This window comes from Gulosibacter molinativorax, from assembly GCF_003010915.2.
Lineage (GTDB): Bacteria > Actinomycetota > Actinomycetes > Actinomycetales > Microbacteriaceae > Gulosibacter > Gulosibacter molinativorax.
In genome coordinates this window covers 428,240-449,891 of record NZ_CP028426.1, presented here as the reverse complement: position 1 = coordinate 449,891, position 21,652 = coordinate 428,240, and the positions used below count along the sequence as shown (strand labels likewise).

General features: G+C 67.0%; 20 protein-coding genes and 1 pseudogene. 11 read left to right on the top strand and 10 right to left on the bottom strand.

Annotated features, from left to right (window positions below; translation table 11 throughout):
* Position 1: 1 nt before the first annotated feature.
* Positions 2 to 1,081, bottom strand: coding sequence for a tyrosine-type recombinase/integrase (locus tag GMOLON4_RS02210; RefSeq protein WP_026937607.1), 1,080 nt, complete (start codon positions 1,079 to 1,081; stop codon positions 2 to 4).
* A gap of 404 nt (positions 1,082 to 1,485) precedes the next feature.
* Between GMOLON4_RS02210 and cmtR the strand changes: the two genes are divergently transcribed.
* Both cmtR and GMOLON4_RS02200 read left to right on the top strand, forming a co-directional pair.
* Positions 1,486 to 1,845 carry a Cd(II)/Pb(II)-sensing metalloregulatory transcriptional regulator CmtR gene (gene cmtR / locus GMOLON4_RS02205; RefSeq protein WP_017883886.1) on the top strand — a complete coding sequence of 120 codons (360 nt, stop codon included), beginning with the start codon at positions 1,486 to 1,488 and terminating at the stop codon, positions 1,843 to 1,845.
* On the top strand, positions 1,842 to 3,758 hold the full coding sequence (locus GMOLON4_RS02200) for a heavy metal translocating P-type ATPase (RefSeq protein ID WP_181244124.1): 1,917 nt from the start codon (positions 1,842 to 1,844) through the stop codon (positions 3,756 to 3,758). Before cmtR ends, GMOLON4_RS02200 begins: the two co-directional genes overlap by 4 nt.
* Positions 3,759 to 3,840: 82 nt before the next feature.
* Here the strand turns inward: GMOLON4_RS02200 and GMOLON4_RS02195 are convergent, their stop codons facing one another.
* Complete coding sequence (locus GMOLON4_RS02195) at positions 3,841 to 4,050, bottom strand: hypothetical protein (RefSeq protein WP_211222709.1); 210 nt, start codon at positions 4,048 to 4,050, stop codon at positions 3,841 to 3,843.
* Positions 4,051 to 4,062: 12 nt separating this feature from the next.
* On the opposite strand from GMOLON4_RS02195, the pseudogene GMOLON4_RS02190 reads away from it, so the two are divergent.
* The 3 genes and pseudogenes from GMOLON4_RS02190 to GMOLON4_RS02180 all read left to right on the top strand — a co-directional run.
* A pseudogene (locus GMOLON4_RS02190) lies at positions 4,063 to 5,790 on the top strand (multifunctional oxoglutarate decarboxylase/oxoglutarate dehydrogenase thiamine pyrophosphate-binding subunit/dihydrolipoyllysine-residue succinyltransferase subunit); the annotation flags it as partial.
* A gap of 114 nt (positions 5,791 to 5,904) precedes the next feature.
* Positions 5,905 to 6,558 (top strand): FadR/GntR family transcriptional regulator, encoded by a 654-nt coding sequence (locus GMOLON4_RS02185; RefSeq protein ID WP_245575529.1) that lies wholly within the window; start codon positions 5,905 to 5,907, stop codon positions 6,556 to 6,558.
* Complete coding sequence (locus GMOLON4_RS02180) at positions 6,555 to 7,274, top strand: cache domain-containing protein (RefSeq protein WP_035733496.1); 720 nt, start codon at positions 6,555 to 6,557, stop codon at positions 7,272 to 7,274. The genes GMOLON4_RS02185 and GMOLON4_RS02180 overlap by 4 nt, the downstream gene beginning before the upstream one ends.
* A 169-nt stretch (positions 7,275 to 7,443) precedes the next feature.
* Here the strand turns inward: GMOLON4_RS02180 and GMOLON4_RS02175 are convergent, their stop codons facing one another.
* The 5 genes from GMOLON4_RS02175 to GMOLON4_RS02155 form a co-directional block, all read right to left on the bottom strand.
* Complete coding sequence (locus GMOLON4_RS02175; protein ID WP_035733492.1) at positions 7,444 to 8,169, bottom strand: type 1 glutamine amidotransferase; 726 nt, start codon at positions 8,167 to 8,169, stop codon at positions 7,444 to 7,446.
* Positions 8,170 to 8,293: 124 nt separating this feature from the next.
* The gene (locus GMOLON4_RS02170) at positions 8,294 to 9,019 is read right to left on the bottom strand and encodes a gamma-glutamyl-gamma-aminobutyrate hydrolase family protein (protein ID WP_026937603.1); all 726 of its coding nucleotides are present in this window, start codon (positions 9,017 to 9,019) and stop codon (positions 8,294 to 8,296) included.
* Positions 9,019 to 9,744: a substrate-binding periplasmic protein gene (locus tag GMOLON4_RS02165; protein ID WP_026937602.1), complete on the bottom strand. Its 726-nt coding sequence runs from the start codon at positions 9,742 to 9,744 to the stop codon at positions 9,019 to 9,021. Before GMOLON4_RS02165 ends, GMOLON4_RS02170 begins: the two co-directional genes overlap by 1 nt.
* A complete protein-coding gene (locus GMOLON4_RS02160; RefSeq protein ID WP_084147633.1) occupies positions 9,741 to 11,177 on the bottom strand; it encodes a glutamine synthetase family protein in 1,437 nt (478 codons plus the stop codon). Before GMOLON4_RS02160 ends, GMOLON4_RS02165 begins: the two co-directional genes overlap by 4 nt.
* Positions 11,178 to 11,298: 121 nt before the next feature.
* Positions 11,299 to 12,537: a cytochrome P450 gene (locus GMOLON4_RS02155; protein ID WP_026937600.1), complete on the bottom strand. Its 1,239-nt coding sequence runs from the start codon at positions 12,535 to 12,537 to the stop codon at positions 11,299 to 11,301.
* 252 nt (positions 12,538 to 12,789) lie between these two features.
* Between GMOLON4_RS02155 and GMOLON4_RS02150 the strand changes: the two genes are divergently transcribed.
* Entirely contained in the window at positions 12,790 to 14,067 is a 1,278-nt protein-coding gene (locus GMOLON4_RS02150) for an FAD-dependent oxidoreductase (protein ID WP_026937599.1), read from the top strand.
* 66 nt (positions 14,068 to 14,133) lie between these two features.
* Positions 14,134 to 14,592, top strand: a complete 459-nt coding sequence (locus GMOLON4_RS02145) for a flavodoxin domain-containing protein (RefSeq protein ID WP_026937598.1) — start codon at positions 14,134 to 14,136, stop codon at positions 14,590 to 14,592.
* A 138-nt stretch (positions 14,593 to 14,730) separates the two neighbouring features.
* Here the strand turns inward: GMOLON4_RS02145 and GMOLON4_RS02140 are convergent, their stop codons facing one another.
* The 3 genes from GMOLON4_RS02140 to GMOLON4_RS02130 form a co-directional block, all read right to left on the bottom strand.
* Positions 14,731 to 15,510 (bottom strand): gamma-glutamyl-gamma-aminobutyrate hydrolase family protein, encoded by a 780-nt coding sequence (locus tag GMOLON4_RS02140; RefSeq protein WP_026937597.1) that lies wholly within the window; start codon positions 15,508 to 15,510, stop codon positions 14,731 to 14,733.
* 102 nt (positions 15,511 to 15,612) lie between these two features.
* Positions 15,613 to 17,109, bottom strand: coding sequence for an APC family permease (locus GMOLON4_RS02135; protein ID WP_026937596.1), 1,497 nt, complete (start codon positions 17,107 to 17,109; stop codon positions 15,613 to 15,615).
* A 239-nt stretch (positions 17,110 to 17,348) separates the two neighbouring features.
* The gene (locus GMOLON4_RS02130; RefSeq protein WP_026937595.1) at positions 17,349 to 17,705 is read right to left on the bottom strand and encodes a cupin domain-containing protein; all 357 of its coding nucleotides are present in this window, start codon (positions 17,703 to 17,705) and stop codon (positions 17,349 to 17,351) included.
* A 381-nt stretch (positions 17,706 to 18,086) separates the two neighbouring features.
* Here GMOLON4_RS02130 and GMOLON4_RS02125 point away from each other — a divergent pair, with 381 nt between their 5' ends.
* Genes GMOLON4_RS02125 through GMOLON4_RS02110 form a run of 4 tightly spaced genes read left to right on the top strand, consistent with a single transcriptional unit; the run spans position 18,087 to position 21,556 of the window.
* Positions 18,087 to 19,112, top strand: coding sequence for an agmatine deiminase family protein (locus tag GMOLON4_RS02125; protein WP_026937594.1), 1,026 nt, complete (start codon positions 18,087 to 18,089; stop codon positions 19,110 to 19,112).
* A gap of 29 nt (positions 19,113 to 19,141) precedes the next feature.
* A complete protein-coding gene (locus GMOLON4_RS02120; protein ID WP_051267229.1) occupies positions 19,142 to 20,449 on the top strand; it encodes a sensor histidine kinase in 1,308 nt (435 codons plus the stop codon).
* Entirely contained in the window at positions 20,446 to 21,138 is a 693-nt protein-coding gene (locus GMOLON4_RS02115) for a response regulator (protein ID WP_026937593.1), read from the top strand. Before GMOLON4_RS02120 ends, GMOLON4_RS02115 begins: the two co-directional genes overlap by 4 nt.
* Before the next feature lie 22 nt (positions 21,139 to 21,160).
* Complete coding sequence (locus GMOLON4_RS02110) at positions 21,161 to 21,556, top strand: hypothetical protein (protein ID WP_026937592.1); 396 nt, start codon at positions 21,161 to 21,163, stop codon at positions 21,554 to 21,556.
* Positions 21,557 to 21,652: the final 96 nt, after the last annotated feature.

The following is a 21,652-nucleotide window of genomic DNA, read 5'->3' as shown; positions in this document are numbered from 1 at the left end:
GTCACGCCATCCCTTCGAATCGTTCCTCAACGCTCTTGTTCGCGTGCGCCCACGCATCCTCGATGTGCTGGCTCGAGACGTGGATGTACTGCGTCGTCGTCGACAGCCACTGATGCCCGAGCAGTTCTTGGAGGGCTTTCAAGTCCATACCCGCCAGATACAGCGACGACGCGCAATAGTGCCGCAGCACGTGCGGAGTCAGATCACCCGACCACGCAGGCAGAAACCGCTCGGTCGCACGCACCAGCCCGCGCCGGAGCACATCGTCGCTGGCCCTCCCCGTGCGGCCGAGCTCATGATCGAACCGTTCCGACGGGATCAGCGGCGCATCCGGGTCATCCCAATCCGGGCCGAACCTGTGCCGCACGTCGCCGAGCCACCAATCCATGAGCTTGTCGGCACCGTTGATCGCGGGAACCAGGCGCTGCTTCGAGCCGCGCCCGCGCGAGCCTTTCCCAAATCGGACATGCAGTTTCCCGAGCGTGCCGAGATCGGGCCGCCAGTCGCGAAGATCGAGTTTCGTGCTCTCCGTGATCCGCAGCCCGACTCGCCGCCACAACGACGCCGCGAAGTAGTTCCGCGCCGCCGGGAGAAATCGCCGCTCATCCTGCAACGAAGCCGCCCAGCCGCCGAAGAGTCGGTCGACCTCCGCGTCCGAGGGCGGGACGCGGACTTTGCCGAGCGACGAACCCGATTGCCGGTTGTACTCATCGATGGGCTGCTCGATCACCCACCCGGTAAGCGCGTTGATGTCGGCCTGATACCGGCTGATCGCAAAGTCGAAGAACTGGGCGATCACGCCCGCTTTGCCCGCACGCGTCGAAGCCGCAAGACCCGCTCGGCGAAGCCCGGCAAGAAACGCGTCCGCGTCGGCGGGCTTGACCTGCCACAGCGGGATATTCACGTGCGAACGGAGCTCGAAGATCGCTGTACGTGAGTGCGAGATGTAAGCGTCGCTGAGCCCAGCTGCGGCCATCGCGAGCGCGTACTGGTCGATGATCTCCTGCTCGAAGTCCGCAGCATCTTCCTCGGACCGCCACCCGCGAGCGGTCCCGATACTCCGAACGACAGCGAGGTTCATCAGCCCGCTACTTCAGCAATCCTGACCATGCATCAAGAATACGCCCGAATCGTCAGGAATCGTGATGGTTTGTCAGGAATCTTGATCCGGCGTGGCTTCGTTGCTACAGCGGGCAGGACGCACCTGAACCACACGGAAGCAACTCACGAAGACGCGGGAATAGAGACAAAAAACCTAGATGTTCCGGTGAATATTGACGGTTTTGGCGGGAACTTCCGCCCGTGCCGTCGTTTTGGTGTGGGTGCGGGTGGATGTTCGAGGAACTGCCTCCTCTGCGACTGTACCGCGCCCGCCGGTGCGGGTGTCGTGAGGGCTCCGCGGGGGCGGGAGTGCCGCTGCTGGGTCGCGGGTGCATGGTTCGCCATCATCGACAAAAGTTCAGTGCTTACTGTATAGTTCAGTACATGCTGACTATTGCTTCGCGTCTTGATGTCATGAACCGGCTGGGTCGGGCGATGGCGGATCCGACGCGTTCCCGGATCCTGATGACCCTGCTGGACGGGCCGAGCTACCCGGCGGTGCTCTCGCGTGAGCTGGAGTTGACGCGGTCGAACGTGTCGAACCATCTGACGTGCCTGCGGGATTGCGGGATCGTGGTCGCCGAGCCGGAGGGTCGGCAGACGCGCTACGAGATCGCCGACCCGCACCTCGCGGCGGCGCTCACGGCGCTGGTGGACGTGACGCTGGCCGTGGACGAGCACGCGCCGTGCATGGACGCCGAGTGCACGGTGCCGGGCTGCTGTGGGACGGGAGCGGGCGCGTGAGCGCGGCGTGCGGCTGCGACGAGCCGGAGACCCGGGTCGGCGAGGAGGCCGAGGAGGAGCGGGAGCGTCCGTGGTGGCGTGACCGCGGGATCATGGTCCCGGTGCTCTCCGGCGTAGCGTTCGGTACGGGCCTGGTCCTGGAATGGACGGGTGCGGAGATCCCGGCGCTGGTGGCGTTCTGGATCGGCCTGCTGCTGGGTGCGTCGACGTTCACGCCCGGCGCGATCCGCAAGCTGTTCACGGGCAAGCTGGGCATCGGGCTGCTGATGACGATCAGCGCGGTCGGCGCGGTCATCCTCGGCTACGTCGAGGAGGCCGCGGCGCTGGCGTTCCTGTACTCCATCGCCGAAGCGCTGGAGGACAAGGCCATGGACCGCGCCCGCGGCGGGCTGCGGGCGCTGCTCAAGCTGGTCCCGGAGACCGCGACCATCCGGCAGGACGGCGCGCCCGTGGAGGTCGCCGCGAAGGATCTGGCCGTTGGTCAGCTGATGCTCGTGCGTCCGGGTGAGCGGATCGCGACCGACGGGATCGTCCGGACGGGCCGGTCGAGCCTGGACACCTCGGCGATCACCGGGGAGTCGATCCCGGTGGAGGTCGAGCCCGGCGACGCGGTGTCGGCCGGGGCGATCAACACCGCCGGTGCCCTGGAGGTCGAGACGACCGCAGCGGGCACCGACAACTCGCTGACCACGATCGTGGAGCTGGTGGAGCAGGCGCAGGCCGAGAAGGGCGACCGCGCCCGCCTGGCCGACCGCATCGCCCGCCCGCTCGTGCCCGGCGTGCTGATCCTCGCCGCCCTCGTCGCGGTCATCGGCTCGCTGCTGGGCGACCCGGAGCTGTGGATCACCCGCGCCCTCGTGGTGCTCGTCGCCGCGTCGCCGTGCGCGCTGGCGATCTCCGTCCCGCTGACCGTCGTCGCCGCGATCGGCTCAGCGAGCAGGTTCGGCGTGATCATCAAGTCCGGTGCCGTGTTCGAACGGTTCGGCGTGATCCGCCACGTCGCCGTCGACAAGACCGGCACCCTCACACGCAACGAGCCCGCCGTCACCGCCATCCTCACCGCCGACGGGGTGGACGAGGCGCAGGCCCTGGCCTGGGCGGCATCCCTGGAGCAGCACAGCACCCACCCGCTGGCCGCCGCGATCACCGCCGCCTCACCCGGAGCCCCCGCCGCCCTGGACGTCACCGAGCAGGCCGGGCACGGCATCGAAGGCACCCTCGACGGGGCCCAGGTCACCGTCGGCAGCCCCCGCTGGCTGGACGCCGGGACGCTCAAGGACCAGGTCGCCGGCTTGGAGGAGCAGGGCATGACCGTCGTCATCGTGCACCGCGACGGACTCCCGGTCGCCGCGATCGGGGTCCGCGACGAGCTGCGCCCCGAAGTCCCCGAGGTCGTGCGCACCCTCGCGACCCAGGGTGTCGGGGCGACCATGCTCACCGGCGACAACGCCCGCACCGCCCGCGCGCTGGCCGCGCAGGCCGGGATCGAGGACGTGCGCGCCGAGCTGCGCCCGGAGGACAAGGCCGCCGCGATCAGCGAGCTGGGCAGGCACGGCTCGGTCGCGATGATCGGTGACGGCATCAACGACGCCCCTGCACTGGCCGCCTCGGATATCGGCATCGCGATGGGCGCGACAGGTTCCGATGCCGCGATCGAGTCCGCCGACGTCGCGTTCACCGGTCACGACCTGCGCCTCCTGCCGCGCGCGTTCGCTCACGCCCGCCGCGGCAGGCACATCATGAACCAGAACATCATCCTGTCGCTCATGATCATCGTCGTGCTGCTCCCGCTCGCCCTGTTCGGTGTCCTGGGTCTGGCCGCGGTGGTGCTGGTGCACGAGATCGCTGAGGTGATCGTCATCCTCAACGGGCTCCGCGCCGCCCGCACGAGCCGCGCCACCGCAGATCTGTGACGGATCGGCCACCGTTGCACCTGGCTCCTGACCGTCCGCGAGAGCACGACCCTGGGGCCGGAATCGACCCGGCGCGGCGGCGTCACCCTGGCTGGTCGCTGGTGGTGAGGTCGGGGTGTGCGAGGGTGTCGATGTAGCGGTCGGTGCCGGCGATGCTGAGGCCGAAGAGGTCGCTGATCGCGCGGGCGTCGCCGCGGGTGGCGTGGGCTTCGGCGAGGATGCGGTCTTCGCGGAGGGCCTGCGGGCGGATGCCGGCCTGCTGCCAGGGGTAGGTTCGGTTCGCGGCCATCATCCTGGGCGCCGCCAGGGCGTCGTCTACGAGACGCTGCAGATGTCGCAGCTGCGTGCGTACCGCACGGGCGGCACGATCCACATCATCATCAACAATCAGGTGGGCTTCACCACGCTGCCGCTCGATTCGCGCTCGGGTGTGTATTCGTCCGAGATCGGCAAGGTCGTGCAGGCCCCGATCTTCCACGTGAACGGCGACGACCCAGAATCGGTGGTGCGGGTCGCGAAGCTGGCCTACGAGTTCCGCCAGCGCTTCCACATCGACGTCATCATCGACCTCGTCTGCTACCGCCGCCGCGGTCACAACGAGGGCGACGATCCCTCGATGACGCAGCCGCTCATGACTGACCTCATCGAGGCGAAGCGATCCACCCGCCGTCTCTACACGAGCGCTCTGGTGGGCCGCGGTGATATCACCGAGGAAGAGTACGAGAAGGCCAAGCAAGACTTCCAGGATCGCCTCGAGGTCGCCTTCCAGGAGACGCACGCCGCGCAGACCGGGTCGATTCCGATCGTGGGCTCCGGCGGCATCGGTGAAGTCGCCGAGGTGGGCGGCCCCGGGCCGGCACCGCTGGAGACCGCGGTGGATCGCGCCGTGATCGAGCGCATCGGTGACGCCTTCGGCAACAAGCCCGAGGGCTTCACGGTGCATCAGAAGCTGCAGCAGCTGCTCAACAAGCGGGTCGAGATGAGCCGTGAGGGCGGGATCGACTGGGGCTTCGGCGAGCTGCTGGCGCTCGGTTCGCTGCTGATGGAGGGCACCGCGGTGCGCTTCGTAGGCCAGGATGCCCGCCGCGGCACCTTCGCGCAGCGGCACGCGGTGTTCCACGACCGGGCCAACGGCCAGGAGTGGATCCCGCTGCTCAACCTCTCCGACGATCAGGCTCGGTTCTGGATCTACGACTCGCTGCTCTCCGAGTACGCGGCGCTCGCCTTCGAGTACGGCTACTCGCTGCAGCGGGAAGACGCGCTCGTGCTGTGGGAGGCCCAGTTCGGTGACTTCGCCAACACGGCGCAGGCGGTGATCGACGAATACATCGCCGCGGCCGAGCAGAAGTGGGGTCAGCGCTCCTCGGTGGTCATGCTGCTCCCCCACGGCTACGAGGGTCAGGGGCCGGATCACTCCTCGGCGCGCATCGAGCGATACCTGCAGCTCTGCGCCGAAGACAACATGATCGTCGCCCGCCCCTCGACGCCGGCGAACTACTTCCACCTGTTGCGGCGTCAGGCCTACGCGCGTCCCCGCAAGCCGCTCATCGTATTCACGCCGAAGCAGATGCTGCGCCTGCGCGGCGCGGCCTCCGCCGTCGAAGATTTCACCACCGGCACCTTCCAGCCCGTGCTCGACGATCCCACGATCGAGAACCACGCGGCGGTGGAGCGGGTGGTGCTCGTCTCGGGCAAGGTCTACTACGATCTGCGCGCCGCGCTCGAGAAGCGACCCGACCCGCGGGTGGCGCTGGTGCGGGTGGAGCAGTTCTACCCGGTGCCGAACGTACAGCTGGGCCGCGTGCTCACCCAGTACCCCGGCGCTGAGCTGGTGTGGGTGCAGGACGAGCCCGAGAACCAGGGCGCGTGGCCGTTCATCTCGCTTGAGCTCTCGAAGCATCTGGCGAACGATCGTATCCGCGTGGTCTCCCGCCCCGCTTCTGCGGCCCCGTCGACGGGTTCGGCGAAGGTGCACGCCGTCGAGCAGGAGCGCCTCATCGCGCGCGCGCTCCGCTTCGACGACGAATCCTGATCGGGGGCACGGGCGCAGAAACCCCCGCTGGGGCAAACCCCTCAGCACGGCGAGAGCGATCCCGGCGGCCCGAGTGTCGGCGGGATCGCCCAGCGGATCGCTGCGGCGATCTCTATGGGCGTGCTCACCGTAGGCGAGCGCCTGCCCGTCGAGGCTGAGCTCGCCACGCAGTTCGGGGTTGCGGTCGCGACGCTGCGGAAGGCGCTCGCCGAACTGCGCGCGCACGGCATTGTCGAGACCCGACGGGGCCGCAACGGCGGCACCTTTGTGGTGCAGGCACCGTTTCCGTCACCGCAGGAGCTGCGGTCGTCGTTGGCGCGCACGAGTCTGGTGGCGTTGCGCGACTTCTTCGATGAGCACGCGGCGATCTCCGGGATGGCGGCGCGTCTGGCTGCTGAGCGCACGCAGCCGGGGATGCGAACGAGGCTCGCGGAGTTCGCATTCGAGGCTCGGGAGGGGCGCAACGGTCGTGAGCGTTCACTGGCCGACAGCCGTTTCCACTTCGAGATCGCGGTGCTCAGCCATTCGCGCCGGCTGCTGTCGGGTGAGCAGCGGCTGCACTCGGAGCTGGCTCCGTTCTTGTGGTGCGATGCGATCTGCCGCGCTTCGGTGCAGCAGGCTTTCGCGGAGCATCTCGCGATCGCGATGGCGATCGAGCAGCAGCAGGCCGATGAGGCCGAACGGCTCGCCGTGGAGCACGTCAGGGGAAACATGCAGCTCATCGTTGATGGCAAGCTGGCGCTCGACGCTTCGGAGGAGCTGTCGTGACCGCGGCGGAGCTTTCGGCGGCGATCGCCGGGGTTGACGGCTGGTTGCATGACCGCTTCGCCCACCTTGAGAAGCTGTCGCATGATTTTACGGCGCTGCTGACGCTCGATGAGGCGGGCCGGCTCGACCTGGGTGAGACGGTGCGGCGTCGGCTGCGTGGGCTTGCCGTGCGTTATCTCGCCGACAATGCTGTTGTCGATGGCTGCGGGCTGATTTTTGCGCGTTCGGTGCTGAGCTTCGAGCGTGGTCATCTGGAGTGGTGGGTGCGCGAGGATGAGACGCGCTTTGCCCGTTACTCGTTCGGTGTGGTGCCCGGTGCCGACCGCTACTACGACTACGAACACCATGAGTGGTTTATCAGGGCGTTCCACGAGGGCACCCCGGCGCTGGTGGGGCCCTATATCGACTATCTGGGTGTTGAGGCCTACGTGCTGACGCTGACGGTGCCGGCAAGTGTTGGCGGCGTGCGGGTGGGCGCGATCGGCAATGACATTCAGGTGGCTGATCTTGAGACCGAGCTGCTGCCGCTGTTGCAGCGCAGCGGCACCGAGATGGCGCTTGTGGGCCGTCACGGCAATGTGCTGGTGGGCAACTCGTCGCGGCTGCTCTCTGGGGTGTTTGTGCCTGAGACGGGCGGTGGCTTCGATGGCTTGACCCGCAAGCGGATCGGCCCCGAGGGTGCCGACGTGCACCTGATCTACCGCGCCGAGGCCTAGAACTCGCGCGTCGAGCCGGCCTCTCCATTTCGTGCCTCACCGAGTCGGCTCAAATGTATCGAGCCGGCCTGCTATTCGCGTGAATTGCAGGCCGGCTCGGCACAAAGGGACCGACTCAACGGGAGCGCGTGGGCCGGGGCGCGGCGCGGGGGGCGGCGCGGGGGGCGGATCAGGCGCTGCGCTGGGCGAGCTCGGCGAAGCGATCGGCGATCGGCAGCCAGACGGCGCCGAGCCGGGGTTCGGCCGCGCGCACGTCGCCCACAAGCACGGCCTCCTCGAGGCCGAGGTCGTCGATGCTCTGACGATCCTCGTCCACCCAGTCCTGCGCGGTGCCTCCGAGCGCCTCGGGATGAAACTGCACTCCCCACGCCGCAGCTCCGATGCGGAACGCCTGATTGCGGCAGGCGGGGCTCGACGCGAGCAGCTGGGCGCCTTCTGGGAGGCTGTCGGCTTCAAGCCAGTGCCACTGCACGGCCGGCACCGAGGTGCCTGCGAGGTCTCCGAAGAGCGGATCGCCGGCAGCCGAAGCGGCGAAGCCGACATCGAGCAGCCCCACTTCTGGGCCCGCCGGCATGGTGCGCACGTGGCCGCCGGTGGCGGTGGCGAGCAGCTGCGCGCCGAGGCAGATGCCGAGGGTCGGCACTCCCTGTTCGACGCCGTCTCGCAGCAGTTTGCGGGTGGCAGGCAGCCAGGGTGCCTGCTCGTCTTCGGTGGGGCCCATGGCCCCACCGAGCACGATCAGCGCGTCATAGCCGTCGAGCGTTTCGGGCACGGGGGCGCCGGCGTCGGGCCCCACGGTCTCGAGGTTCAAGCCGTGTTCGATGAGCCGATCCGATAGCTGTCCCAGCCCCGCGTTCTGCTGATGTTCGATCACCAGCACTCGTGCACTGCGCATTCCGTTTCCCTTCTGTTCTCAACCGCCTGCTTCTGATCCGCCGCCACCTGCCGAGCGAGATCTCCGCTCCGCAGCACGCGGCACCGCGACCCCGGGGCGGGCGACCCGGCTGCCGGTGCCGCCGTCATGCGTCTCGCCCCATTCTCGCCCGTGCCTCCTCGATGAGCCAGGCGAAGAGCGCGTGCTGGCGCTCGTCCGCCGCGGCGTTGTCCTCCGGGTGCCACTGCACGGCGATGAGCGGCGCGTCGGGGTGCTCAATTGCTTCGACCACGCCGTCGGGTGCGCGCCCGGTGACGCGCAGCCCCTCCCCGACGCGGTCGATCGCCTGGTGGTGGTACGACGACACGGGCAGGCTTGAGGCGCCGATCGCTGCGGCGAGCGCTGAGTCTGCTTCGAGTTCGACGTCGTGCACTGAGTTGCGGTGGGGGCTGTCGGCTTCAACGTCTTGCACGAGCGTGCCGCCGTATTCGATGTTCAGCAGTTGGAAGCCACGGCAGATCGCGAGCACGGGCACCCCGATCCGGATCGCCGCGGCCAGCATGCCGGCTTCGAAGTCGTCCTGCTCGGCGAAGTCGGCGGGCGAGACGGCGGCGACGGGCTCCTGCCCGTAACGGCGCGGGTCGATGTCCGATCCGCCCGGCACGAGCAGCGCATCGAGGCCGCGCAGCCGTTCCTCCGGCGGCAGCGCGCTTTCGGCGAACAGGGTGAGCGGTTCGCCGCCCGCCCGGATCACGGAACGCAGCACCGCCGCGGCGACCGCGCTGCCGTCGAAGCGCAGGCCGTGGATCTGGTTCGACCACATCCCCGTCACTCCGATGCGCGGCATCCGATCGCCGCGGAGGGCCGCCATTACGCCTCGCCTACTAGCGGAAAGTCGAGCAGCGGCATCCACTTGCGCCAGACCGCTTCGAGCGAGCCGTCGGCGATGACATCCTCGATGGCGCGGTCGATCTCCTGGCGCAGCGCGTCGTTGCCGGGTGCGACGCCGATCCCCCAGCGATTGCCGGTCTGCACGGTGAAGGCCTCGACGAAGTCGGGGTCTTCTTGGCCGAGCGGGATCATCACGACGTCGTCGTCGACGAAGCCGTCGATCTCGCCTGATCGTGTGGCCTCGATCATGTCGCTGAAGACGTCGTCGCTCGCGCCGAAGCTGACGAGTTCGACGCCGGAGAAGGTCTCGGCGAGCTTCATGTTGGTGGAGCCTGCGATCGCACCGATCTTGTAGCCTGCCAGCTGCTCAGGTGAGCGGGCGGGATCGTCGGCGCGCACGATGAGGGTTTCATTGAACACGGCGTAGGGCTTGGTGAAGTCGACCTGCGCTGCGCGTTCGGGGGTGATGCCTTGGCCGCACCAGACGGCGTCGGCGTCGCCGCGGCGCACGGCGGGAATCATCTCTTCCCAGGGCACCATCACCCATTCGATGTCGGCAGATCCTCCGGCGAGCCGCGACATGACGAGGGCGGCCGCTTCGGGTTCGTAGCCGCCTCGGGTGCGGCCGTCGGTGCTCTTGGAGGAGAGCGGCAGCGCCTCTGAGTCGATGCAGGCGAGCTTGATGGTTCGGTTGTCGGTGGTCACGGAATTGCCTCCCAGTACTGATCGAATTCCCACTGCGTGATGATGCCGCAGTAGCGCGCCCATTCGTCGCGCTTGAGCTGCAAGAAGATGCGGGTGAGCTCTTCGGGCATGGCGCCCATGAGGTACTCGTCGGCCTCGAACGATTCGATGGCCATGCCGAGGGTGTTCGGCACTGCGCCGCCCTGCGCGGCTTCGCTGAGCTGGCCCGGGTCGCCCGGGTCAATCTGCGCTTCGAGACCGTACTCGATGGCGGCGAGCAGGTAGAGGTGCGACAGGTAAGGGTTCACGCTCGCATCGGGCAGGCGGTACTCCATGCGACCGTTCGCGGAGATGCGGATCGCGACGCCGCGCGTGTCAAGACCCCAGTCGGCCCCTGAGGGTGCGAACTGGCCCGCATCCCAGTAGCGCTTGTAGGAGTTGACCGTGGAGGCCATCACGAGCATCGAGCCGGGCGTGTGCAGCAGCAGGCCGCCGATCGCGTGGCGCGCAGTCTGCGTGGCGTGCAGTTCGACGCGGCCGTCTTCGATGACATTCTCTGCGGGGCCGTCTTCCGAGACGCGCCACAGGCTGAGGTTGTGGTGGCAGCCATTGCCCATCTTGCCGTTGTAGGGCTTGGCCATGAAGCTCGCTTCGAGGCCGAGTTCGCGTGCCACCTGCTTGCAGATCTGGCGGTAGGTGGTCATGCGCTCGGCGGTGAGGTCGGCGCGGTCGTAGTCCCAGTTGAGTTCGATCTGGCCGTCGTCTTCGTAGTCGCCCTGGATCATGGTGAAGTCGAGCGCCTGGCCGTAGCTGATGACCTTCTTGTAGACGGGGCGCATCTTCTCGAGGTTCTCGACCTGATAGGCGGGGCTCTGATCCTGCTTGCTGATGGGTTCGATACCGGGGCCGATCCAGGTCATCTCGGGTTCGAGGCCGCTGCGCAGTTCGAGGCCGGTGCGCTCGGTGAAGCCGCGGTGCGCGGCCTTGAAGAGGGCACGGGTATCGAGCGCGACGAGCCGGCCGCCGCCTTCGCCGAGGTGGGGCGGATCGTAGGCGGTGCAGAAGATGCGGCCGACCTCGGTATCCCAGGGCAGCACCTGGAAGGTCTCGGGTTCGGGGAGGCCCCAGAACTCGTGCGCATCGACGCCGCCGCCGATCAGTTCGCCCTCGCGGCTGGTCTGCAGATCGGTGAGGGCGGTGCGGTGGAAAGCGATGCCCTTCTTCAGCATGCGCTCGTAGAGTTCAGCGGGCACCACCTTGGCAACGGTGCGGCTGCCAAGGGTGGGCAGCATGTAGTAGATGTATTTGACGCCGGACTCGCGGATGCGGTCGCCGAGCGCCTGCACGGTCTCGGGTCGCAGGTTCGCCGCCTGGTGCCGCGAGAATGCGGTGTCGTCGGCGAGGATCTCCCGCAGGGCGGCGCCGAAGCGCCCTCCTGTTGTGAGGTCGGACATGTGGTTCCTTTCGTCTTTGCAAGGTCTGTCTGGTGCGGATCGGGTGCCCCGGCCGCGTTCATGAGAGCGGATCAGGTGCCCGGGCCGCGATGCGGGCGTTGCCGCTGCGGGGCGCGCGGTGTCAGCGCACCGTGAAGGTGATCGGCAGGCGCACGGGGCCGTGGTTGCCGGAGTCGGGTAGCCACTCGTCGCCGCCGGGGCAGGAGATGTCGGTGAAGGCCTGGGCGAGCAGCGGCAGGGCGACGCTCATGTCGGCGCGGGCGATGTAGTGGCCGAGGCAGTGGTGCACACCGCCGCCGAAGGTGTGGTGCTGCTTGCGGCGTTCGGATCCGGGCTCGCTGCCGGCGTTGAGGTCGATGTCGGGGTCGGGGAAGGCCTCGGGATCGGTGCCGCTCGACATGGTGAAGAGGTGCACAGTGGTGCCCTTTTCGATTTCGAGGCCGTGGAACTCGAAGTCTTCGTTGGCTTCGCGGGTGACCCAGCGGGTGGTGGGGTTGACGCGCAGGCCTTCTTCGAGGGCGGGCTTGGCGTACTTCGCGGGATCCTGGGCGAGCAGTTCCCACTGCTCGGGGTTGCGCATGAAGGTCTGCAGCAGCAGGCCGATCTGGTTGCGCGTGGTGTCCATGCCGCCGAACAGCATGACCACGAGGGCGTTGCGCAGTTCGGCGTCGCTGAGCTTGTCGTCGGCCTGCGAGAACTGCACGAGGCGCGAGACGACGTCATCGCCGGGCTGTTCGCGTCGTTCGTCGATGAGCCGGCCCACGAAGTCGTAGAGTTCCTGTACGGCCTCGTCGACGCGGTCGATGTCTTCTTTAATGGTCACGCTGAGCGCGTAGCCGACGGTGTTGGCGCGTGAGGCGATGAAGGGCCAGTGGTCGTGGTCGAGGCCCATCATGGCGCAGAGTGCACGGGTGGCGAAGGGCTCGGAGAAGTCGGCGACGAATTCGACCTGCTCGCCGCGGGCGTGCTTCTGCTTCATGCCGTCGATGAGCTCGTTCGCAATCTCAGCGAACTCGGGTTCGAGCTTGCGCGCGACGCTGGGCGAGAAGGCGGGGTTGAGCAGGCGGCGGATGCGGTGGTGCTCTTCTCCTTCGAGCACGAGCAGATTCTTCGCCCACCACTCATAGAAGATGCCGGAGTGCACACCGTGGTGGTCGGGCCACTTCGCGCTGCCCTGGTTGAGGCTCGGGTGCTTCAGCAACTCGGTGACCTCCTTGTAGCGCAGCACACCGTAGCCGTAGTTGGTCTTCGCGTACCAACTGCGTTCGCGGGCGTCTCGCACCGCTTCCGAGTTCATGGCGAACTCGGGCGAGGCGATGTCGAGATACGGGACGTCAGCCTGGATCGTCTCTCCGGTCATCCGTACTCCTTTGTCGAATTCTGATCCGCTCAGTTTCACGAGCGGCCGGTGGTAAATAAGTTACCTGTGAATGTTTTATTCCGCAAGCCCGTCGGTGGAATCTGTGGGCCAATTGGGGAATATCAGGAAAAATCATTCACTCAACACATCTTTAGCGCTACACTGATGGCATCGACCGGATTGCAACGAAGCACCGGATCGTGGCACTGTGCCAAAACTCCCCCTGCCGCACCGCACCGCAAAGGAGCTGCGATGTCGTCATCCACGACCCCGAAGATCGCCGTGATCGGCAGCGGCCCCGCGGGCTGCTATCTCGCTCAGTCGCTGCTTCGCGCCGTGCCGGGCTGCGAACTCACCATCTTCGACCGCCTCGCGTCGCCCTTCGGGCTGGTGCGCTACGGCGTCGCCGCCGATCACCAGCACACCAAGGCCATCACGCGGCAGTTCGACAGGCTCTTTCAACACGAGGCGGTGCGCTTCGCCGGCGGCATCGAGGTAGGTCGCGACGTCTCCCTCGCGCAGCTGCGCGAACTGTTCGACGCGGTCGTGATCGCGACCGGCCTCACCGCCGACCGCGAGCTCGGCATCCCGGGGGCCGAGCTGCCGGGCGTCATCGGCGCGGGTGCCATCACGCGCACCCTCAACGCCCATCCCGATGCGGCCGCGCCGCTGCCCGCGCTGGGCTCCGATGTGGTGATCATCGGCGGCGGCAACGTGGCGCTCGATGTGCTGCGCTTCCTGGTGAAGGATCGCGCCGCCTACGAGGGCAGCGACGTCGCCGATGAGGCGCTCGACGCCTACCTTGCAGCCCCCGCCGAGCGCGTCACCCTTGTCAGCCGCTCCGCCGCCCCTGATTCGAAGGGCGACCCGCAGATGCTGAAAGAACTCGCGGCACTCCCCCGCGCCGTCTACTCTTCACCCGATCCCATCGAGGCAGGCAATGCCGGCGAGGCGCTCGACAGAGCTGCGGCTGGGCGCGTTGCCGCGATCCGCGAACTGATTGCAGCGGATCGCCCCCGCAGCACCGGGCCCGAAGTGACGCTGCGTTTCGGCTTGACCCCGCTGCGGGTGCTCGGCGAGCACCGTGTCGAGGGCGTCGAGTTCGCAGCCGGCGACGAGGTGATCGTGGTGCCCGCAAGCTCTGTGGTCACGGCGATCGGTTTCGCGGCGCACCCCGACCACGCCTTTGCGGCTCTCACCGCCGCGGGCGCGGAGACCGGCCGCGTCGAGCCCGGCCTCTATCGCACCGGCTGGGCAAAGCGGGGACCGCGCGGTGCAATCCCCGAGAACCGCGCGTGCGCGAAGGCCGTCTCCGACGAGATCGTGGCAGACCTGGCGGACGGCTCGCTGTCGGCCTCGCCGTCTACACTCGGCTTCGACGGGCTCGCCGCGGAGGTGCGCGATCGCGCCATCGGCTACGAGCAGTGGCTCAGGCTCGATGAGCACGAGCGCTCCCTCGCCGCCTCCGACCGGGTCAGACGCAAGCTTCCCGACCACGACCGCATGATCGACATCGCCCGCGGGGCGTAGACCACCGAGCCCCTGGCTCGACCCCCGACCACCGAGCACAACGCTCCTTCTGAGAGGAAACCAGCTGTGAAGTTCACGGTTCTCTACGGCACCGAATCCGGCAACTCCGAGCTCATCGCCGAGGATCTCGGCGCGAAGCTGCGCGAGACCCACGACGATGTGGAGGTCTTCGACCTGCAGAACTTCGACCCGGCAGAGCTCACCCCCGAGCGCTTCACCATCGTGGTGTGCTCCACGCACGGCGAGGGAGATCTACCCAACACGGCGATCCCGTTCGCCGAGGCCTTCGATGCTGCGCTGCCCGATCTCACCGGTGTGCGCTACGCCATGTTCGGGCTCGGCGACACCTTCTATGAAGAGACGTACAGCCAGGGCAGCGAGCACATCGACCGCCGCTTCGCGCAGCAGGGCGCCGAACGGGTGGGTGACTACGGCCGCCACGACGCCTCTTCATGGGACATGGGCAGCGATGTCGCGCTCGAGTGGCTGCCCGGCGTGCTCGAAGCGGCCTCCGCCACGGTGTAGCCGACCCGGGCGACCGTTGGCTTTCGGCCTCAGGGTCCCCGCCTCCTGCACACGCCTTCGCAGGGGTGCACTATTCACTCATAGTGCACCCCTGCGAAGGCATGTTGGCCACAACGGAAGCCGCACCGCCGAACGCGCTCAGGCGGCCCGACGCACGAGCTCGCCGAAGATCAGCGCCCGATCCGCCGCATCCGCATCCGGTTCCTCAGGATGCCACTGCACCCCGAGCACCCAAGCCGCTTCGCGATGCTGCGTCGCCTCCACGATGCCGTCGTGCGCGTGTGCCGTCGCCCGCAGCGCGGGCGCGACCTCCGCGACGGCCTGGTGGTGGCCGTTGCGCACGACGGCGCGCGAACGCCCCAGAATGCGCGCGATCTCTGAGCCGGGTTCGAGTATGACCTCTTCGTCGATGAAGAGCTCCTCACCGGGACCGCCCTTATGCATCGGCCAGTTGCCGATGTCAGGAATCAAGGTGCCTCCGAACGCCACATTGAGCAACTGCGAGCCGCGGCAGATCGCAAGCGTCGGCAGATCACGATCCACCGCGTCGCGGATCAACCCGATGCAGTAATCGTCGGCGCGACGATCCACACCGTACAGATTCGCCGGCGGCGGGCCGCCGTGGCCGTAACAATCGAGATCGACATCTCCGCCACCGAGGAACACCACCCCGTCAGCACCGCCCAGCACCTCCTCCGCTGACGCCAGACGCGCGCCGGCCGAATCGACGAGCCGCGGCCTGCCGCCCGCCGCGCGCACCGCGTCGAACGCGATCCGCGTGAACTCGTCCTGCAGCCTGTGCGACAGGGCATCCATCCCTGGGAAGGTGAGTGACACCACCATCGGGATCAGCGGGCCATCCGGATCCTCCTCACCCACGGCGAGGAAGGGGGTCGGGTCGACGACGAGGTCGGTCATCGGGGTCCTTTCTAGTGAGAGACGGGAGTCCCGCCGCCCTGCCCCGACTTCTGTGGGGCAGGGCGGCGGGACTCCCGTCGTGTGTTGCGAGGCGAATCGGGATCAGACCGTGGTGCGGATCGGCCCGCTCGCGTCACCGGCGGGCGCGTCGCCCTTGGCGTACGCCTTCGAGGCCAGCATGTAGATCCAGCCGAAGCCGACAACGCCGACGGTCGTCATGATGAGCAGGTAGTCCTCGCCCCAGCCGCCGCCCGTGGGACGCGGCCAGAGGATATTGACAACCGCAGCCAACCCCCACACGAGCGCGAGAATGTTGACCGGGTACGCCCAAGCACCGAGCCGGAACTTGCCCGCCGGCTGCCAGCCGAGGATGCGGGCTCGCAGCGCCGCGAAGACCACCATCTGGAAGCCGATGTAGATGCCCACGGTGCCGAAGCTCACCATCGCCGTCAGGGCGTCCTCGAGCAGCAGCGAGAGCAGCAAGATCATGGCCGGGAAGAAAGCCGCGGTGAGCAGCGAGTTCGTCGGTACGTGGCGGCGCTCGTTGAACTTCGACAGGAAGTTCGACGCCGGCAGGAAGTGGTCGCGGCTCATCGAGTAGACAAGACGGGTCGCAGCGGCCTGCAGGCTGGTGATGCATGACACGAACGCGATCACGATGACCGCCATCGCGACCGGGTAGACCGGGCCGAAAGCCTGCTGCAGCAGATCCGCGATCGGGTCGGCGACCTCGCCGTCGGCGACCGCCATGAAGTTCGGAACCGCGAGCGTCAGGGAGAAGGTGAGCAGGATCGTCGCGAAACCGCCGATGTAGAGCGTCATACGCATCGCCCGGGGCACCACAGAGCTCGGGTTCTTGATCTCCTCGGCCACGTCACCATTGGCTTCGAAGCCGTAGTAGGCGTACATACCGATCAGCGCTGCAGCCGCGAACGCCCCGAGGTAGCCACCGGGGGCGTCGAGACCGATCCCCATGTTGTCGAAGAAGATCGAGAAGTCCCACTGGCGACCGAAGAGCAGCAGGTAGCCGCCGATCACGAGCGCGCCGATCATCTCGGCGATGAGGCCGACAGTCGCAGCCCAGCTCAGCACCTTCGTGCCCGAGAAGTTGAGCAGCGTCGCCACCACGAGCGTGCCCAGCGCAATCGCCACCGTCGTGCCGGCGCTCACCTCAGCACCGAACACCGCACCCACGAAGGGAGCCGCGCCGTAGGCGACCGCGGCGATCGTGCCGACGAGCGCGACCACGTAGATCCAGCCGTTCATCCACGCCCACTTGCGACCCCACAAGCGCCGCGACCACGGGTAAACGCCACCCGAGACGGGATAGTTCGAAACAACCTCGCCGAACACCAGCGCAACGAGGAACTGACCGACGAGGGCAATCACCACAGCCCACGCCATGGGAGGCCCGGCGGTGCCGAGCGAGATCGCGAACATCGAGTAGACGCCGGCGATCGGTGACAAGTAGGTGAAACCGAGCGAGACGTTGCCCCAGAAGGTCATGTCTCGTTTGAAGGTGGTGTCGTAGGAATAGCCGAGGGACGCGAGATGAGCCGCGTCCTCGTCGTGCTCCACGACGGTTGTATTGTCTGACATGGTCGCAAGTACTCCCTTGTACGTCTGCTGGTAGTGGCGCACCCGCCGTCGCCAACGGGATCGCCAAATACAAACTACATGTAGATGATTTTGAATCGCAAGCGATGCGCGGCAACGAAATCGATATCGCAACACATTGGAAACAAATTCATGCACAGATGCATGAATTTATCGAGCAGATGTCGCCGAGACGACAAAGGCCGGGATCTCACGACCCCGGCCCCTGCCCGCACAACAGTTCAGAGCATCACGTAAAACTTCTCAAGCGCCTCGGTAATCTCCCACGTTCCCTTCCAACCGACAGGAAACGACGCCACATCGCCGGGGCCGAGTTCGACGGGCTCGCCACCCTGCTCGGTCACCACCATTCGACCTCGCAGCACATGGATCACCTCACCCATATCGGCGAAGTCCCACTCCGAGACACCCGGGTCGCAGCGCCAGAAACCGGTGTGCACGCCCTTCTCGGAATCCGAAGTGAACTCCTCAAGCCAGGTCTGCGTGGGGCCCGTCGTCGAGGTGCCCAACGGAGCGCCCAGCGGCCCAGCATCGGCGATGCGCTCGAAAACCTCGGTCACGGAAACGTGTTGCGTCATTGCAATCTCCATCGTTGGATGTTCGTCAAACGGTGGGCAGCTGCGCCCGCCAACTAAACCTTAGCGTGATAGATGATTTATGCGGAAGGGGCGGATCGCGATCCGCCGCCCCACCCTCTCGCCACCCCACCCCCTCGCCCCCTCGTCCCCCTCGCGCCATCTTCCCGCACCGATCGAGGTTCAAACACCCCGATCCCCGAGAAATCTGTGCATGAACGTCGATCGGTTCGCGAACGGTGAGGGACGACCCCACGGTCCCGCAACCCGGCACCCCGTCACCGCGCCGACCGAGACACAGCCCTCACGCGCCAGGTAAACTGGCACGCTAGCGGCCTGCTTGCCTGCTTTGAGGTGGCGCCGCGAGATTCAAGGAGCAACCACATGACTACTTGGCGCATGCCCATCGAGGGACACGAGCAGGAGCGGCTCTGGCTCGCGTGGCCGACCAGCGGCTACACCCTCGGCGAAACCGAGGCCGAGGTCGAAGAAGCCCGCACCACCTGGGCAGCCGTCGCGAACGCCGCCAGCGAGTTCGAAGCCGTCACCGTCGTCGTCAACCCGGGCGACGAAGACATCGCAGCGAAGTACCTCTCGGCGCAGATCGACCGCATCACCGCGCCCCTCAACGATGCTTGGATGCGCGATATCGGGCCCAGCTTCGTCATCGGTGACGACGGCCGACTCGGTGCCGTGAACTACATCTTCAACGGCTGGGGCGGCCAGGACTGGGCCCAGTGGGACAAAGACCAGCACATCGGCCGCATCGTCGCAGAAGCCGCCGGCGCCGAACTCATCAACTCCGAGATGACGAACGAAGGCGGCGGCATCCAGGTCGACGGCACCGGCCGCGTCATCCTCACCAAGACCGTGCAGCTCGATCCGGGCCGCAACCCCGGATGGACGCAGGAGCAGGTCGAAGCCGAACTCGCACGCACCATCGGCACCACCAGCGCCATGTGGCTGCCCCGCGGCCTCACCCGCGACCACGACACCTTCGGCACTCGCGGGCACTCCGACATCCTCGCCGCATTCGCAACGCCCGAGGTGCTGCTCATGCACCGCCAGGACGCCGAATCGCACCCCGATCACGTCATCGCAAAGACCAACCGCGCCGTGGCCGAGGAGTACCGCACCGACACCTCCGCAGGCTTCGAGATCATCGACATGCCCGCACCTGAGACGCTGCGCGACGAAGAAGGCTTCGTCGACTACAGCTACATCAACCACGTCGTGCTCAACGGCGCGGTGCTCGCCTGCGCCTTCGGCGATCCCGCAGACGATCGCGCCCTCGCCACACTGCGCGAGGTCTACCCGGGTCGCACCGTGGTCGGCATCGACGCCCGCCCGCTCTTCGCGCGCGGCGGTGGCATTCACTGCATCACGCAGCAGCAGCCCAAGGTCGCCTAAGCAGCCTGCACTCCGCGCTCACCGCACTTTTGACCCTGTTCCGCAGCGAAGACTCCATCACCACCGACGTCCTCGCGTATCAGCTCCTCGTCGTCATCGTCGCCCTGGTCGGAGGGATCTGGCCGGCCCTGTTCGCCGCGGTGCTGTCCGGGATCACCCTGGATTTTCTGTTCATCGAGCCGCTCTACACGATCCACATCCACCAGCCCCACCACCTCCTCTCTCTCATCCTGTATGTGGTGATCGCGAGTCTGGTGAGCTTCATCGTCGACCGTGCCGCCCGCTACACCCGCGCCGCCCGCAGATCCGCCGCCGAATCCGAACTCATCCAGACCATCGCCGGCAGCGTCCTGCGCGCAGACAACGCGATCCAAGCGCTCATCGACCGCACCCGCGAAGCCTTCCAACTTCCCGGCGTCCGCCTCATGCGCGGCGAAGACGTGCTCGCCCGGTCGGGGGAACCGCTGCCCGACAATCACCACACCAGCATTCGCGTCACCGACGACACCACTCTGGAACTGCACGGCCCCGACCTTGCTGCGGCGGAACAACGCCTCCTCGCGGTCGTCACCGCCCAACTCACCGCCGCACTCGAACACCAGCACCTTACCCAGACGGCGCAGCAGATCGAACCGATCGCGGCATCGGATCGGGTACGCGGCGCCCTCCTCTCCGCTCTCAGCCATGATCTGCGCCGCCCCCTTGCAGCCGCAGCCGCGGCGGTCGGAGGGTTGAAGGCGGCGGGCCCCGACCTGGCGCTGACAGACAAGAAGGAACTCCTCGACACCGCCGATGAGAGCCTCGCAGCCCTCGCGGCTCTCGTCACCGACCTCCTCGACGTCAGCCGCCTACAAGCAGGGGTCCTGACGATCGCCGATATCCCCACCGACCCGGCAGAAACCATCGCTCCCGCCCTCGACGAACTCCACCTCGGCCCGACCGACGTCACCCTCAATCTCGCCCACGGCGACGCGCTCGCCCACGGCGACCCCGTACTCCTGCAACGAGTCCTGGTGAACCTCCTCGCCAACGCCCACCGCTACACCCCGGCCGGCACACCGATCCATGTCAGCACCAGCACCTTCGGTGACCGGCTCGAGATCCGCATCATCGACCGCGGCCCCGGCATACCGCCCGAGAAACTGGACGACATCTTCCTGCCCTTCCAACGCCTCGGCGACACCGACAACACCACCGGCCTCGGTCTCGGCCTGGCCCTCTCCCGCGGGTTCATCGAAGCAATGCACGGCACCCTCACGCCCGAGGACACCCCCGGTGGCGGGCTCACCATGGTCATCTCCCTCAACACCACCAGCACCAGCCAGGAGCAATCATGAGAATCCTGATCGCCGACGACGACCCGCAGATCCTCCGCGCCCTGCGCATCACCCTCACCGCCAAGGGCTACCAGATCTTCACCGCAGCAGACGGTGCCGAAGCTATCGCAGCCGCGATCGACCACCACCCCGACATCTTCCTCATCGACCTCGGCATGCCCAAACTCGACGGCATCGAAGTCATCCACGGCATCCGCGGCTGGTCGCAGGCACCCATCCTCGTCGTCTCCGGACGTGCCGGCGCCGCTGACAAAGTCGAAGCGCTCGACGCTGGCGCGGACGACTACATCACCAAGCCCTTCGCCGTCGAAGAACTCCTCGCCCGTATCCGCGCCCTTACCCGCAGAGTCCCCCCAGAAGACGCCACCCCCGTCGTCCACCTCGGTGCGGTAACCATCGACCTCGCCGCGCACAGCGTCACCCGCGATACTCCCGACGGGCAAAAGCAAATACGCCTTACCCCCACGGAATGGCAGTTCATCGACATCCTCATCCGCAACGCCGGGAAGCTCGTTACTCGCCAAACAATCCTCACCACCATCTGGGGCACCGAACACGCCGAAGACACTGGCTACCTCCGCCTCTATGTCTCCCAACTGCGACGCAAGCTCGAAGAAGACCCCACCAGTCCGGTGCATATCCTGACCGAGCCGGGTATGGGCTACCGTCTCGACGGCATGACCACCTGACCTTCGGAAACCCGACGCGACCTTGAGTATCCTCGACACCATCGGCATCATCGGTGAGCTGCTGTCCTGGATCGGTGCGATCATCGGCGTCCCTTTCGCCATCGCCGCCCTCATCATCCGCGCCATCGACGGGCCCCGCCTCACCACGAACGTCACCATCGTCGAGGACCTCGACCAGAGACCGATCGCGATGTGGAGCGTGCAGGACCGCACCTACACGCGCCCCCTGACAGCACGCGACGAGATCCGTGACCGCGAATCGACAAGCGTCACAGGTTTCGTATCAGAACGCGATCCAGAGAGACTTGAACTTCATAAGCGCTCCCACGCTGAGCGCTTATGCTGGACTCTCGCGATCACCATGCTCAGCACCGCAGTAGTAGGGTTCCTTGCGTCACTTCTACCGATGTTCTGGTGACAGACCCGACTCAACCTTCGATTCTGTGAGTCCAGTGCGAGGCCAGCGTTAGGGTTCTCGGCCCGCATCGTATGGGTACCGTTAGGGGTACTCGAT

Coding starts and splice junctions, on each gene's coding strand:
- GMOLON4_RS02210 (WP_026937607.1), bottom strand. CDS start 1,081: ATGAACCTCGCTGTCGTTCGGAGTATCGGGACCGCTCGCGGGTGGCGG.
- cmtR (WP_017883886.1), top strand. CDS start 1,486: ATGCTGACTATTGCTTCGCGTCTTGATGTCATGAACCGGCTGGGTCGG.
- GMOLON4_RS02195 (WP_211222709.1), bottom strand. CDS start 4,050: ATGATGGCCGCGAACCGAACCTACCCCTGGCAGCAGGCCGGCATCCGC.
- GMOLON4_RS02185 (WP_245575529.1), top strand. CDS start 5,905: ATGGGCGTGCTCACCGTAGGCGAGCGCCTGCCCGTCGAGGCTGAGCTC.
- GMOLON4_RS02175 (WP_035733492.1), bottom strand. CDS start 8,169: ATGCGCAGTGCACGAGTGCTGGTGATCGAACATCAGCAGAACGCGGGG.
- GMOLON4_RS02170 (WP_026937603.1), bottom strand. CDS start 9,019: ATGGCGGCCCTCCGCGGCGATCGGATGCCGCGCATCGGAGTGACGGGG.
- GMOLON4_RS02160 (WP_084147633.1), bottom strand. CDS start 11,177: ATGTCCGACCTCACAACAGGAGGGCGCTTCGGCGCCGCCCTGCGGGAG.
- GMOLON4_RS02155 (WP_026937600.1), bottom strand. CDS start 12,537: ATGACCGGAGAGACGATCCAGGCTGACGTCCCGTATCTCGACATCGCC.
- GMOLON4_RS02150 (WP_026937599.1), top strand. CDS start 12,790: ATGTCGTCATCCACGACCCCGAAGATCGCCGTGATCGGCAGCGGCCCC.
- GMOLON4_RS02140 (WP_026937597.1), bottom strand. CDS start 15,510: ATGACCGACCTCGTCGTCGACCCGACCCCCTTCCTCGCCGTGGGTGAG.
- GMOLON4_RS02135 (WP_026937596.1), bottom strand. CDS start 17,109: ATGTCAGACAATACAACCGTCGTGGAGCACGACGAGGACGCGGCTCAT.
- GMOLON4_RS02130 (WP_026937595.1), bottom strand. CDS start 17,705: ATGACGCAACACGTTTCCGTGACCGAGGTTTTCGAGCGCATCGCCGAT.
- GMOLON4_RS02125 (WP_026937594.1), top strand. CDS start 18,087: ATGACTACTTGGCGCATGCCCATCGAGGGACACGAGCAGGAGCGGCTC.
- GMOLON4_RS02115 (WP_026937593.1), top strand. CDS start 20,446: ATGAGAATCCTGATCGCCGACGACGACCCGCAGATCCTCCGCGCCCTG.